Origin of the sequence: Thioclava sp. GXIMD4215 (assembly GCF_045291555.1) — a bacterium.
GTDB lineage: Bacteria > Pseudomonadota > Alphaproteobacteria > Rhodobacterales > Rhodobacteraceae > Thioclava > Thioclava litoralis.
The window spans coordinates 527,530-540,672 of the sequence record NZ_CP149515.1 but is presented as its reverse complement, the minus strand read 5'-3'; the positions used below and the strand labels follow the sequence as shown (position 1 = coordinate 540,672).

Genomic DNA, 13,143 nt, shown 5'->3' with positions numbered 1-13,143 from the left:
CGATGTTCTATGATCTGAAACTTGTCATCGAATACCATTACGATTACCCCACGGATCGCGCCCGCAATATGCTGCGGCTGATGCCTGCGCGGCTGGCGGGTCTGCAAGAGGTGCAGGCCGCCGCCCTTGTCGTTACGCCCCGCCCTGACGAGCGCCATGATCTCACCGATTATTTCGGCACATCCGCCAGTCAGGTGGCATGGGCGCGCCCTGTCTCGGCGCTGCGGTTCGAGGTCACAGCCAAGGTCGAGCGCAAAGAGGATCCGCGCGCGATGGATGTCTCGGCAAGCCTGCAGACCCTCCCGCGCGAGCTGGCGCAGCAGGCAAGCCTTGCCCCCCTCGCGCCGCATCATTTCACCCAACCGTCGGCGCGTATCCTGCGCAGCCCCGCCATTACCGCTTTCGGGCAGGACTGCCTGATCCGCGAGATGAGCACCCTTGAGGCCATCGAGGCGATCGGCCATGCGCTGCACCGCGAGATGGAATTTGATGCAAGCGCCACCACCGTCGACACATCCGCTACCGAAGCCTTCACCGCACGGCGCGGGGTCTGTCAGGATTTCGCCCATATCATGATCACCGCGCTGCGCGGGGTCGGCATTCCGGCAGGCTATGTGTCGGGGTTTCTGCGCACCAATCCCCCGCCCGGACAGGAGCGGCTGGAAGGGGCCGATGCGATGCATGCCTGGGTGCGGGCATGGGCGGGATCGGAAATGGGCTGGGTCGAGTTCGACCCGACCAATAACCAGTTCGCGGGGACCGATTATATCGTGGTGGGCTACGGGCGCGATTATGCCGATGTGGCCCCCGTGCGCGGCGCGCTACGGTCTATGGGCGGGGCCACGACCACGCAAGCGGTCGATGTGATCCCGCGCCCATAGGGAAGAGGGATGCGGGCAAAGCCGAGGACGTTCAGGGGCCGAGACCTTTCCCGTTTGGCAGGTCTATGGCCCAATCAAACCCGGATCCGTTCAGGCGCGATCCAGAAAGCCCAGCACCGAGCGCGCCGCGCGCAGACCGGGAGGATCGCCCCCCTCGCCCAGACGCTGCATGGTCAGCTCCATCGCCGCGATCTGACCGGCGCGGGCCTCGCGATCTTCCAGCAGCTGCAACAGCTTTTCCGAAATCAGACGCGGCTGACAGTTGGGGCCAAGAAATTCGGGCACCTGACGGGTGTCAGAAACCAGATTGACCAAGGTTACCGTGTCGATTTTCATCATATTCCAGACGATATGCCATGTGATGCGCGAGGCATCATAGGCAATCACCATCGGCGTGCGGTTAGCGGCCAGCTCCAACGAGACCGTGCCCGAGGCCGCCAGCGCCAGATCGGCCGCCGCAAAAGCCGCGCGCTTGTCCTCGCTGGCTTCGACAACGATGGGCGCAACCGGCCAGCGGGCCGTCATCTGCCGCACGAATTTCGAGACCCCCCGCACCGTCGGCACCACCACCCGCAGGCCCGGCTCGCGGTCGCGTAGCTGCATCAGCGCCTCGTCAAACCGTGCCCCCAGACGCGCAACTTCGGATTTGCGCGATCCGGGCAGACACAGCACCAAGGGCTGGTTCGGGCCGATCATATGGGTTTCGCGGAAGGCTGCGGCCTCTTCGGCGGTGGCACGCGGTTCGGTCACCACCGGATGCCCGACAAAATCGCAGCTCATCCCCGCCGCTTCCATATAGGGCGGCTCGAACGGTAAAAGCGCCAGAACATGATCGACGGTCTTCGCCATCTTGGCCGCGCGCCCTGCCCGCCATGCCCAGACCGAGGGCGCGACATAATGCACGACCTTCTGCGCGGGACGCGTCGCTTTGACGATCTTGTGGACGCGCAGGCAGAAATCGGGACTGTCGATCGAAATCACCACATCCGGCGCCTCCGCCAGAATGGCCTCGGCGGTCTCGCGGATCCGGCGCTTGAGTTCGCGGTATTTGGGCAGGATTTCGGCGATCCCCATCACCGAAAGCTCTTCCATCGGGAAGCGGCTCCTGAGCCCCTCTTCTTCCATATGCACCCCGCCGATCCCCGTGAAAGAAATCTCGGGCACCAGCGATTTCAACCCTGCCATCAACGCGCCGCCAAGCTTGTCACCCGACGGTTCGCCCGCGATGACGAACACCCGCATCAGGGGCGCACCCAGAGGAAGATTCCGGCTTTGGTCGCGGCATCCGCCGTGGCGGCCTGATCCAGCACCATCACACCGCCGGCTTCTATGACAATCCCCGCAAGCCCCGCATTGGCGACCCGCGCCACGGTTTGCGGACCAATCACCGGCAGGTCGATCCGGCGGTCCTGACCCGGCTTCGGCGCCTTGTAGAAGACCCCGCCACCGGGGTTCAGTGCCTTGTGCAGGCTGACAAAATCCAGCATCGCATCGGTGCCCGGCTGGGCCTCAACCGCAAGACAGAGCCCGTTCGACACAACGCAACCCTGCCCCACATCCACAGCGCCCATCGCCGCGACAATCGCCGCCGCCCGCGCGGCGTCTTTCTCGTCGCGTTCGGAAATCGCGCCGAGGCGCAATCCGGCAGGCGGCAGAAGCTGCGGCAGAAGTTCGTGAATGCCCAGCGTCTGGATGTCCCATTCGGCAAACAGTTCGATGACCGCGCGCAGCGTGGCATCATCGCCCTGCTGCATAGCCCCCAGCATCCGCGGCACAAGTTGCGCGGTTTTCAGATCGAACATCTCGGGTTCGATCTTCGGACGGCTCAGCGCGCCCGCGAAGACCACATGGGTGATCCCGCGCCCGACAAGCTCGTCGAGAAAGGGCACCAGCCGCTCGAAGCGGAAGCGGATCACCTCTTCGCCGCCGATCTCGCAGGGGAACCCGTCCATCTCGCAGACCGTCAGCCCCGGCACAGCCTGCGCCAACAGCTTCGGTGCGGCTCCCTGACCGGCGATCAGGGCAATCGTCTTGGGGTTCATCTGTCCGTCCATTCTCTTTCGGGCCTTATTTATGTTGCGGCGTCAGGAACGAACGATCCGACGGTCCCAGAATAAAATCAAGCACTTCACGCACAAGTTCACTCTCCGGTCCGGCCTCGTTATGTTCGCGGGCCACCTCGCGGAAATTGCCCTCGCCCAACGCCTTATAAAGATCGCGCAAGGCATTGATTTCGGTGCGGTCCGTGCCACGGCGGCGCAGTCCGACAAGGTTCATCCCCTCGACCTGCGCCCGTGGACCGGCAACCAGCGCATTGGGCATGACATCGGCGGCCACCATCGACAGCGCCCCGATCATGGCACCGCGCCCGATCCGCACCCATTGGTGTACCCCCGAAAGCCCGCCGACAATCGCATCGTCATCAATATGGCAATGCCCCGCCACAGCGACCGAATTGACCAAGATCACCCGGTCACCGATGATGCAGTCATGGCCGACATGGCAGGACGACATGAACAGCCCGTCATCGCCCACCTTGGTCAGACCGCCACCGCCTTCGGTGCCGGTATTCATCGTCACATATTCACGGATGCGGTTCCGCTTGCCGATAACCAGCCGCGTTTTCTCGCCCTTGAATTTCAGATCCTGCGGGATCTGTCCCAGAGAGGCGAAGGGAAACACTTCTGTCCCCTCGCCGATCTCGGTCGCACCGGTGACCACGATATGGCTCTTGAGCGTGACATTGGCCGCAAGAACCACTTCGGAGCCGATTAGACAGAAAGGACCGATCTTGCAGCCCGGGCCGATGACGGCCCCCTCTTCCACAATGGAAGATGCGTGGATCTCGGCGGTAGGATCGATCGCCATGCCTGTCTCCTTACTTCGCCGTCGCCATCATGGCGGTCAGCTGCGCCTCGCAGGCCAGTTCGCCATCAACCAGCGCGCGGCCCTCGAACTTCCAGACCTTGCCACCGCCACGCTTGAGCGTCAGCTCCATGCGCAGCACATCACCGGGCACGACCTTGCGGCGGAATTTCACACCATCCATCGACATGAAATACACCGACATATCCTTGTCGATCAGGTTCTTCGAAATGCCCGTGATCACAGCAGCGGTCTGTGCCATTGCTTCCACGATCAGCACCCCGGGCATCACCGGCTCTTGCGGGAAATGGCCTTCGAAATGCGGTTCGTTGGACGTGACACATTTGATGCCAACGCCGCTTTCCATCGGGACAATGTCAATGACCTTGTCCACCAACAGGAACGGATAGCGATGCGGCAGCATGCGTTTGATGAGCGCCAGATCGGCCTCGGTATAGGGGGCGGCTTCGGTCATTTTCTGTCCCTTTTATCTTTTGCCGACGACATAGTTAGCCAATGAGGCCGGGAGCATGGATTAGCAAGCCAATCAGAACTTTGCAAGAAAAGCGAAAGCGATACCCGCCTCCGGATTGCGGGTGGTCGGCCGTTTATGGCGCGCTCGGACCGGATGGCAGCGGCTCTTCCTCCAGAAGATCGGGCGCGGTGCCGGAATTTGACGCCGGCGCAGGCTGTGCAGGCGGATCGGGCGCATCCCCGCCCAGCTCTTTCGGCACGGGCTGCGGCTCTCCGGTGCCCAGCTTGCTATCGACGATTTCCAGCATGTCATCGGTCACGTCGATCTGCGCAAGGCCACGGATGATCACCCGCCGGTCGATGACGATCTGCGCGCCCTTCTGCTGCAGCAGATCATCCAGCAATGGCAGCGCCGCCTTCAGGAAGGCCTGTTGCTCGGCCTCGACCTGACGGGCCAGCGCCTCGGCCTTGGCCTTTTGTGCCGCACGGATGCCGGTGGCCTTTTCGTCAAACGCATCGGCCGCACTTCGGAAAGCCTCAGGGGTCATGGTGGCACGCCGCCGCGTCAGCGTCTTCTCTTCCTCGATCAGATCATCGGCGATGCGCTTGTTTTCGGCCGCGAGCCGTGTCGATTCTTGCGCAAGCTGCTGCTTCACGCGCCGCGCCCAGGCCGATTTCTGGTAAAGCTCTTCCCAGTCAAGCGTCAGGATCGGCATATTGGCCGCCACCGCCCCATCGCGCGAGACGGTGACCCCTTTGGCGTCCTGCGCCATGACAGCAACCGGCAGGATACAGGCGGGCAGGACAAACAGCGCCGCAGCACCGATCATCCGCGAAGCACCCGCCCTATACCACGCCCATCGCATCGGATCAGAACTTCGTCGACACGGTCAGGTCGAAGTTCTGCTCTTCGTCGTAATCCTCTTTGACGATGGCCTTGGAGAAGTTCAGACGCAGCGGGCCGATGAAGCTGTCCCACAGAAGCGAGACACCGATGGCCGAGCGCAGGTGGAACCCGTCATCGACCTCTTCGACACCATCGGTATCGTCCAGACCCCAGACAGAGCCGGCATCAAGGAAGACCGCGCCCCCCAGCTTATATTCCTCGGGCAGACCCAGCGGGAACTGCGCCTCGAGGCGGGCGACTGCGAAATATTTACCGCCAAGCGCGTCTTCGTTGGGCGCGGCCGTATCGCGCGGGCCAATCCCGTTGGATTCGAAGCCGCGGATTTTGCCGTTTCCGGTAAAGCGGTCCAGAATGGTGGTATTGCCGGAGGAGGCAATGATCGCGCCGCCTTCCAGCTCGGCACGCAGCGTCACCTCGTCATTCCAGACCTTGCGCTGTGCGCGGCCCAGAACCGTTGTCGTCACCGCCTCGACATCGCCGCCCAGACCCGCGAATTCCTGATCGAAGCGCAGCAGATAGCTGTAGCGCGGGTCGATATTGGTCTCCGTGGTGTCGAAGGTATAGGTATATCCCACCGCCGATTTGTAGCGGGCCCCCTCTTCGCGCGACAGGATCGGCGACGAGCCGGTTGCCGCGCTTGCATCATAGGTGTCCACATCGGACAGCTCTTCGCGGCTGAACTCGTAGCGCAGTTTCAGGCGCGCATTCTCGGCCACGGGGAACTCGATCGAGGGCTGGATGCCCGCACGCATGGTCGAGTAATCGGAGTTGTCGTTATCGGTGGTGCTATAGAACAGCCGCCCCGTTGCCGCCAGATCGCGCCCGAAGAGATAGGGTTCGGTGAAGCTGATCACCGAGGTCTGGTTATCCGAGGTCGTCCCGATGCCGATCGAAAGCTGCTGGCCACGCCCGAGGAAGTTGCGCTCGTTCAGCGAGGCATTAATCCCGAAACCGGCAGAGGCGCCATAGCTTGCACCGAAGGTCAGCGAGCCGGTCGGCTGCTCGGTCACGTTCACGTCAACGATGACCTGATCATCATTGGTGCCCTTGCGGGTGTTCACATCGGCATTCGAGAAATAGCCCAAGGCGCGGATACGCTCGGCGGAGCGCTTGATCTCGCGCGGGTTATAGGGGTCGCCTTCGACCGAGTGGAATTCACGACGGATCACACGGTCCAGCGTCGCGGTATTGCCCTCGATATCGATGCGCTCGATAAAGATACGCGGGCCTTTGACCAGCGCGAACTGCACATCCAGCGTGCCGGTGCGCGGGTTGCGGGTCACACGCGGATCGACCCGAACGAAGTTCAGACCGGCCTGACGGGCTTTCTCTTCCATCCGCGTCACGGCCAGATCGATGGCGGTGGGCGTGTAGATCGCGCCCGCGCGGATCTTGCTCAGCTTGGAATACTCGTCCGCGCTTACCCCGTTCACTTCGGAGACGGTCGAGATCTTGCCGAATTTGAACTGCTGGCCTTCGCTGATATTGAAAGTCATGAAGAAGGCGTCGCGTTCGCGGGTCATCTCGGAGGAGACACCATTGACCTGCACATCCGGATAGCCGCGCGAGCGGTAGAAATCGGTCAACAGCTGGCGATCCACATTGACGCGGTCGGCCACGAACGTATCGCGCTGGATGAACGCCCGCAGGATGCCCGCCTGTTTGGTTTGCAGGACCTGACGCAGACGGCGATCCGAGAAAGCATGGTTGCCGGTGAAGGAGATCCGCTCGATCTCGGTGACCTTGCCTTCCTTGATCTCGAAGGCGATATCCACGCGGTTATTGGAGCGGCGGATGACCTTGGGCTCGACGCGGGCATTGACGCGACCGCCCTGAGCATAGGCTTCGGCGATCAGCTGGGCATCGGCCTCGACGGTGGCGGGGCTATAGACACGGCGGCTTTGCGACTGGACGATCTTGGCAAGCGCCTCGTCCTTCATCCGCTGGTTGCCCTCGAAGCTGATCACGTTGATCGTCGGATATTCCTGCACAGTGATCTTCAGCGTGCTGCCTTGCGGCTCCAGATCGACCTTCTCGAACAGCCCCGAGGATTGCAGCTTCTGATAGGCTTCATTGAGCTGGCCCGCGCTGAGGCTTTCGCCCGCCTTGATGCCTGCGGTGCCCAGAACGGTGGCGTTGTCCACGCGCTCGTTGCCCGAGATCGACACCGACGAGAAGCTGTAGCTTTGCGCCAGAACCGAGTCCGGCAGTGCCACGCTTGTCAGTGCCACAGCAAGCGACAGGGCCGCTGGTGCGAGAATACCGGAAATTTGTCCAAGACCTTGCCGGCCTTCTTGCCTGTTCAACATCGCCCTCTCCACCCTTTCGGCAGCCTTCTTTGTTAATCTGTCGATACCGAGTCTGTGAGGGGTTGTCAAAGCGAAGAACCCCTTTGTCCAGACGGTTTTCATCAATTCGGCGCTTCGGCTGCCCCAGCGCCCGAGCCTTGGCCGGTTCCCGTCAATCAGGGGCAGAAAATGTCGTTGGACAGACCGAAGACCATCAGGCTCAGCACAGCGGCGATCCCGATCGACATCAGCACGTTCATAATGCGGTCTGAGGGCGGTTTGCCGACGATCGCCTCATAGCAATAGAACATCAGATGCCCCCCATCCAGAGCGGGGATCGGGAAGAGGTTCAGAAAGCCCACGGCGGTCGAGAGCACCGCAATGAACCAGATGAAATTCTCCAGCCCCGATTTGGCCGCCGCCGCAGAGCCCTGCGCGATGCCGATGGCCCCTTGCAGGTTGCACGAGGAAATATTGCCCGCCACCATATTGGCCAGCCCCGAGACCGATTGCGTGACGATGCCCCATGTCTGGCTTACCGCTCCGTTCAGCGCCTCGCCCAGCCGCGTCGGGCGGGTTTCGGGGGCAAAGACAAACCCGCCGGTCGCGCCAATCATCCAGCGCGTCTCGAAGCCGCCATCGGGCGCGGGAATATCGGTGCGTTTGGGGGTCAGGGCCACCTCGGTGGTCTCTTTCGTTGCCGGATGCCAGACCGTCAGCTTCAGTGTCCGGCCATTCGAACCTGCGACCGCCTGCCGCAGATCCTCGAAGGTCCAGACCGGCATGCCGTCAATCGAGGTAACCACATCGCCCTCGCCCAGCCCTGCCGCATAAGAGGCGGATTTGGGGGTCACGCCGGTAAAGCGCGGCGGGAAAAGCTGCGGCCCGTCCAGATCGATCGTCTGGCCGTTGCGGTCCACCTGCATCGGCAGCACCGGACCGGTGGGCGCCGTATCCAGCGCCTCGCTGAATGCGGGGTAATCGGGCGTGGCCTTGCCCGCAACCGACAGGATCTGGTCGCCGCTTTGCAGATCGCCCGTGCCTTCAGGCAGCTCGAACAGCGTCCCGATCACCGGCTTATCGGTGGCGGTGCCGGTGTAAAGCATCAGCCCCGCAATCACCGCGATGGACAGGATGAAATTGAACAGCGGCCCCGCGATCACCGTCGCCGCCCGCGCCCAGAGCGGCGCGCCATGCATGGTGTGACGGCGCTCTTCGGGGCTGAGCTGCGCCATTTCCGCGTCATTGGCCTTGGCCGAGGCCGCATTGGCATCGCCCAGAAACTTGACATAGCCGCCAAAGGGAAGCGCCGCGATTTGCCAGCGTGTGCCATGCTTGTCGGTGCGCGAGATCAGACGCGGCCCGAAACCCAACGAGAACACCTCGGCCTTGATCCCCGACCAGCGTCCGATGATATAATGCCCGAATTCATGGATCGTGACGATGATCGACAGGGCGACCACGAAGCTCACGACCGTAAAGACGAAATTCCCCAGATCCGGCAGCAAATCCACGCGATCAATTCCTTGCTTTACGTCAGTTGGTGACTTTGGTCAGGTAATGCGACGCCAGCGCACGGGCCTCGGCATCGGTATAAGCGATGGTATCCAGACTTAGCGCCGAATTGCAAAGCCCCTGACGTGCCGACATCTCGTCCAGCACCTCTTCGACCACGGTGGCCATATCCAGAAAACCGATCCGGCCATCGATAAACCCGTCAAGCGCGATCTCTTTGGCGGCGTTGAAGGCCGCCCCCGCCGTGCCGCCGATCTCCATCACCTCATAGGCCAGCCGCAGCGCCGGATAACGCGCGGCGTCGGGCGCACGGAAAGTCAGCGCACCGAGCTTGGCCAGATCCAGACGCTCGACAGGCAGCTCGGCCCGTTCGGGCCAGTTGAGCGCATAGCCGATGGCATGGCGCATATCGGGCGCGCCCATATGCGCCATCAGCGCCCCGTCGCGAAACCCGACCAGCGCGTGCACCATACTTTCGGGATGGACAAGCACCTCGATCTTCTCGGGAGCCACGCGGAAAAACTCGCGCGTTTCGATGATTTCCAGCGCCTTGTTGAACATCGAAGCGGAATCGATGGTGATCCGCTGCCCCATATTCCAGTTCGGATGGCTGGAGGCCTGCGCCACCGTCGCGGTGGCCAGCTTTTCCATCGGCCAGTCACGGAACGCCCCGCCCGAAGCGGTGATGATAATGCGCTCGACCGCCGCGATATCCTCGCCCACCAGCGCCTGAAACACGGCAGAATGCTCGCTATCGACAGGCAGGATGCGCGCACCGTGACGCTCGGCCTCGGCCAGAAGCAAAGGCCCTGCGGTCACCAGGCTTTCCTTATTGGCCAGCGCAAGCGTGGCCCCCTGTTTCAGGGCGCGGAACCCCGGTGCAAGACCCGCAGCCCCCACGATCGCCGACATCACCCAGTCGGCAGGGCGCTCGGCAGCCTCGATCAGGGCCTGTGTACCTGCGGCGGTCTCGATGCCGGTGCCTGCAAGCGCCTCGCGCAGCGCGGGAAGACAGTCGTCATAGGCGGTCACCGCCAGTTCGGCCTTCAGCGCGATGGCCTGTTCGGCCAGACGCCGCACATTGCGCCCGCCCGTCAGCGCCACGACCTGATGATCGGATCGCTGCAAGAGATCGAAAGTGCTTTCGCCAATAGACCCCGTCGACCCGAAAACTGAAATGCGCATTGTTTAACCGGCTGCCGTCAGCGGCAGCTCTCCGAATTGTGCAAGAAGAAGAAGCACCAGCACCACGCCGATCAGCGCGTCGAAACGGTCCAGCACCCCCCCGTGACCGGGGATCAGCGACGAGCTGTCCTTGACCGCCGAGCGCCGTTTCAGCCAGCTCTCGAAAATATCGCCCAGCTGACCGGCAAAGGCCAGAAGCGGGGACATCCAGATCAGTGCGGCGCCTCCGCCCAGCTGCACAAAGCCGAAGCCGAGAACCAGCGCCCCGACCCAGCCTGCCACGGTGCCGGACCATGTTTTCTTGGGGCTGATCTTGGGCCAGAATTTCGGCCCGCCAACCATGCGGCCCACGAAATAGCCCAACACGTCGGAAACCACGACCACACAGATGATCCAGGTGATCGCCCCCACACCCTGCCCTTCACGCAGAGCCACAAGCCCGTAGCCCGTCAGCATGATCGCCAGCGCATAGCTGGTGAAAAAGCGCCGGTCGCGGCGCGGACGCCAAAGCCCCGCGATGGGCGGCAGGATCAGAAGCGGCAGGTAGAAGGGCGAATGCATGAACAGGATCAGCGCCAGCGTCCCCGCTGCGATCAGCCCCAGAAGGATGGCGCGTGCGGTGCGGTCGGGGGCCGTCATCGCCGACAGCTCCCAGATCATCAGTCCCGTCACGATGCAGCAGACGGTGGCAAAGGCCAGACCGCCCCAGCCCACCGCGACCGCGCCGATCGCCGCCATGACAATCGCGGATGCGACCCGCTTGCGCAGATCCCCCCAGCGTCCAGCCGTCTGGGTCATGCCTTCACCCCGCCAAAGCGCCGGTCGCGATTGCCGAACCGCGCCAAAATCCCTTCCAGCTCTGCCGGTGTGAAATCGGGCCAGAGTGTCTGGGTGAATTCATATTCCGCATAAGCGGCCTGCCAAGGCAGGAAATTCGAGGTACGGGTCTCGCCGGAGGTGCGGATCACCAGATCCGGATCGGGCAGCCCCGCCGTATCGAGGCGGGCCTCAAGCGTGGCCTCTGCGGCGGCTGTCAGCGCCTCCTCGGAAATCAGACCGGCAGCAAAATCCCGCGCCATCTGCGCTGCCGCACGGCCCAGTTCATGCCGTCCGCCATAATTGATCGCCACCGTCATGGTCAGGCGGTCATTATGTTTCGTGCGGTCTTCGATACTGGCCATCAGCCGCGCCAGCTTGCCATCCAGCCGCCCGCGCGCACCGATAAAGCGCATCCTGACACCAAGCGCCGAAAGCGAATCCGCCTCTTTCTCGATATAGCGCGAGAAAATGGCCATAAGGCCCAGCACTTCCTCGGTCGAGCGTTTCCAGTTCTCTGTCGAAAACGCATAGACCGTCAGGTAGCGCACGCCGAGCGAGGGACAGATCTTGGTGATTTCCTTGATCCGTTCCGCACCGCGCCGGTGACCGGCCAGACGCGGCCAGCCCCGGTTTTTGGCCCAACGCCCGTTGCCATCCATAATGATGGCAACATGGCGTACACCGTAATCGATGTCGCCACCTTGCGTCGAAGCCGACAGGTCCTTGCCCTGCTTTCGCTTGCTCAGCGCCATTTGGGCCGCCTTTCGCACTGCATTCCGTCGAGGCTCAGACCTGCATAATCTCGGCTTGCTTGCCCTCAAGCGCCTTGTCGACCATCGCCGTATATTTGTTGGTCAGGTCCTGAACTTCGCCTTCCCAGAGCTTCACATCGTCTTCCGACATGCCATTGCCCTTGGCTTTCTTGATCTGGTCCATCCCGTCGCGGCGCACGTTGCGCACGGCCACACGCGCGGATTCCGCATAGGAGGCGGCCACTTTGGTCAGCTCGCGGCGGCGTTCCTCGTTCAGCTCGGGGATCGGCAGCATGATGATGGTGCCGTTGAGCTGGGGGTTGATGCCCAGACCGGATTCGCGGATGGCCTTTTCAACCTTGCCGACCATGCCCTTGTCCCAGACATTGATGGTGACCATGCGCGGCTCGGGCACGTTGACCGTGCCAAGCTGGTTGATGGGGGTGATTTGACCATAGGCATCAACCGTGATCGGGTCGAGCATGGAGCCCGCCGCACGACCGGTGCGCAGCGAGGCAAATTCGGTTTTCAGCGCGCCCATTGCGCCTTCCATGCGGCGCTCCAGATCATCGGTGTCGATTTCGAAATCGTCAGACATGTCGTCTCCGTCTGCTTCTTTGTCTTGCTTGAACAGTATCTAGCGCGCAATCACGCAAATGTATAGGCCGCGCGGGTGCGGGCGGGTCAGCCCTGCACGCGCGTATAGGTCCCCTGACCTGCCAGTATCCCCTTGAAGCCGCCCGGCTCGTCCAGCGGGAAGACGATAATCGGCAGGTTGTTGTCGCGTGCCAGCGCAATCGCCGAGGCATCCATCACCTTGAGGTTCTTTTGCAGCACCTCGTCATAGGTCACATGGTCATAGCGCTTGGCATCGTCGAATTTCTTCGGATCTTTGTCATAGACCCCGTCGACCCCGTTCTTGCCCATGAAGATGGCTTCGCAGTTCATCTCGTTGGCGCGCAGCGTCGCGGCGGTATCGGTGGTGAAATAGGGGTTGCCGGTGCCTGCCGCGAAAATGCAGATGCGTTTTTTCTCGAGGTGACGCACGGCACGGCGGCGGATATAGGGCTCGCAGACCTCATCCATCGGGATGGCCGAGATCACACGGGTATGGATACCCAGCGCCTCAAGCTGCGCCTGCATGCCAAGCGCGTTCATCACGGTGGCCAGCATTCCCATATAGTCGGCGGTGGTGCGCTCCATGCCTTGGGCCGAGCCTGCCAGACCGCGGAAAATATTGCCGCCGCCAATCACCATGCAGATCTCGACGCCCAGATCATGGACGGATTTCACTTCGCTGGCGATACGGGCAACGGTTGGCGGGTGTAGGCCGTAGCCTTGGTCGCCCATCAGGGCTTCCCCCGAGATTTTCAAGAGGACACGTTTATACTTCGCTGCCGGGTGTTGGTCCGCAGACATCTCGGGTTCCTCATTTGTCAGTTGTCATCGGGGCGCAA

At 62.4% G+C, this 13,143-nt stretch carries 13 protein-coding genes; 1 reads left to right on the top strand and 12 read right to left on the bottom strand.

Annotation, left to right across the window (positions count from 1 at the left end; genetic code table 11):
* Positions 1–2 precede the first annotated feature (2 nt).
* The gene (locus WDB86_RS02595) at positions 3–881 is read left to right on the top strand and encodes a transglutaminase family protein (protein ID WP_339107370.1); all 879 of its coding nucleotides are present in this window, start codon (positions 3–5) and stop codon (positions 879–881) included.
* 90 nt (positions 882–971) lie between these two features.
* Here WDB86_RS02595 and lpxB read toward each other — a convergent pair whose 3' ends face one another.
* The 12 genes from lpxB to pyrH all read right to left on the bottom strand — a co-directional run bounded on the left by lpxB (position 972) and on the right by pyrH (position 13,105).
* Positions 972–2,123, bottom strand: coding sequence for a lipid-A-disaccharide synthase (lpxB, locus tag WDB86_RS02590; RefSeq protein ID WP_406736508.1), 1,152 nt, complete (start codon positions 2,121–2,123; stop codon positions 972–974).
* Positions 2,123–2,923, bottom strand: coding sequence for a UDP-2,3-diacylglucosamine diphosphatase LpxI domain-containing protein (locus tag WDB86_RS02585; RefSeq protein WP_339107372.1), 801 nt, complete (start codon positions 2,921–2,923; stop codon positions 2,123–2,125). The genes lpxB and WDB86_RS02585 overlap by 1 nt, the downstream gene beginning before the upstream one ends.
* A gap of 25 nt (positions 2,924–2,948) precedes the next feature.
* Positions 2,949–3,749: an acyl-ACP--UDP-N-acetylglucosamine O-acyltransferase gene (lpxA, locus tag WDB86_RS02580; RefSeq protein WP_339107373.1), complete on the bottom strand. Its 801-nt coding sequence runs from the start codon at positions 3,747–3,749 to the stop codon at positions 2,949–2,951.
* A 10-nt stretch (positions 3,750–3,759) separates the two neighbouring features.
* Positions 3,760–4,221 (bottom strand): 3-hydroxyacyl-ACP dehydratase FabZ, encoded by a 462-nt coding sequence (gene fabZ, locus WDB86_RS02575; RefSeq protein ID WP_339107374.1) that lies wholly within the window; start codon positions 4,219–4,221, stop codon positions 3,760–3,762.
* A gap of 133 nt (positions 4,222–4,354) precedes the next feature.
* Positions 4,355–5,050 (bottom strand): OmpH family outer membrane protein, encoded by a 696-nt coding sequence (locus WDB86_RS02570; RefSeq protein ID WP_406736507.1) that lies wholly within the window; start codon positions 5,048–5,050, stop codon positions 4,355–4,357.
* Between the two features lie 40 nt (positions 5,051–5,090).
* Positions 5,091–7,436: an outer membrane protein assembly factor BamA gene (gene bamA / locus WDB86_RS02565; protein ID WP_406736506.1), complete on the bottom strand. Its 2,346-nt coding sequence runs from the start codon at positions 7,434–7,436 to the stop codon at positions 5,091–5,093.
* A 155-nt stretch (positions 7,437–7,591) separates the two neighbouring features.
* A complete protein-coding gene (gene rseP, locus WDB86_RS02560) occupies positions 7,592–8,938 on the bottom strand; it encodes an RIP metalloprotease RseP (protein ID WP_406737070.1) in 1,347 nt (448 codons plus the stop codon).
* A gap of 13 nt (positions 8,939–8,951) precedes the next feature.
* Positions 8,952–10,115, bottom strand: coding sequence for a 1-deoxy-D-xylulose-5-phosphate reductoisomerase (gene dxr / locus WDB86_RS02555; protein WP_406736505.1), 1,164 nt, complete (start codon positions 10,113–10,115; stop codon positions 8,952–8,954).
* 3 nt (positions 10,116–10,118) lie between these two features.
* On the bottom strand, positions 10,119–10,913 hold the full coding sequence (locus WDB86_RS02550; RefSeq protein ID WP_406736504.1) for a phosphatidate cytidylyltransferase: 795 nt from the start codon (positions 10,911–10,913) through the stop codon (positions 10,119–10,121).
* Positions 10,910–11,686 carry a polyprenyl diphosphate synthase gene (gene uppS, locus WDB86_RS02545; RefSeq protein ID WP_406720814.1) on the bottom strand — a complete coding sequence of 259 codons (777 nt, stop codon included), beginning with the start codon at positions 11,684–11,686 and terminating at the stop codon, positions 10,910–10,912. The genes WDB86_RS02550 and uppS overlap by 4 nt, the downstream gene beginning before the upstream one ends.
* Positions 11,687–11,720: 34 nt before the next feature.
* Entirely contained in the window at positions 11,721–12,284 is a 564-nt protein-coding gene (gene frr, locus WDB86_RS02540) for a ribosome recycling factor (RefSeq protein ID WP_339107380.1), read from the bottom strand.
* Between the two features lie 86 nt (positions 12,285–12,370).
* Positions 12,371–13,105 carry a UMP kinase gene (pyrH, locus tag WDB86_RS02535; protein WP_339107381.1) on the bottom strand — a complete coding sequence of 245 codons (735 nt, stop codon included), beginning with the start codon at positions 13,103–13,105 and terminating at the stop codon, positions 12,371–12,373.
* Between the last annotated feature and the right edge of the window lie 38 nt (positions 13,106–13,143).

Bases quoted from the DNA above. Each gene is read 5' to 3' on its own strand.
- lpxB (WP_406736508.1), bottom strand. From the start codon at position 2,123: ATGCGGGTGTTCGTCATCGCGGGCGAACCGTCGGGTGACAAGCTTGGC.
- pyrH (WP_339107381.1), bottom strand. From the start codon at position 13,105: ATGTCTGCGGACCAACACCCGGCAGCGAAGTATAAACGTGTCCTCTTG.
- frr (WP_339107380.1), bottom strand. From the start codon at position 12,284: ATGTCTGACGATTTCGAAATCGACACCGATGATCTGGAGCGCCGCATG.
- WDB86_RS02585 (WP_339107372.1), bottom strand. From the start codon at position 2,923: ATGAACCCCAAGACGATTGCCCTGATCGCCGGTCAGGGAGCCGCACCG.
- dxr (WP_406736505.1), bottom strand. From the start codon at position 10,115: ATGCGCATTTCAGTTTTCGGGTCGACGGGGTCTATTGGCGAAAGCACT.
- bamA (WP_406736506.1), bottom strand. From the start codon at position 7,436: ATGTTGAACAGGCAAGAAGGCCGGCAAGGTCTTGGACAAATTTCCGGT.
- WDB86_RS02550 (WP_406736504.1), bottom strand. From the start codon at position 10,913: ATGACCCAGACGGCTGGACGCTGGGGGGATCTGCGCAAGCGGGTCGCA.
- lpxA (WP_339107373.1), bottom strand. From the start codon at position 3,749: ATGGCGATCGATCCTACCGCCGAGATCCACGCATCTTCCATTGTGGAA.
- fabZ (WP_339107374.1), bottom strand. From the start codon at position 4,221: ATGACCGAAGCCGCCCCCTATACCGAGGCCGATCTGGCGCTCATCAAA.
- WDB86_RS02570 (WP_406736507.1), bottom strand. From the start codon at position 5,050: ATGATCGGTGCTGCGGCGCTGTTTGTCCTGCCCGCCTGTATCCTGCCG.
- uppS (WP_406720814.1), bottom strand. From the start codon at position 11,686: ATGGCGCTGAGCAAGCGAAAGCAGGGCAAGGACCTGTCGGCTTCGACG.
- WDB86_RS02595 (WP_339107370.1), top strand. From the start codon at position 3: ATGTTCTATGATCTGAAACTTGTCATCGAATACCATTACGATTACCCC.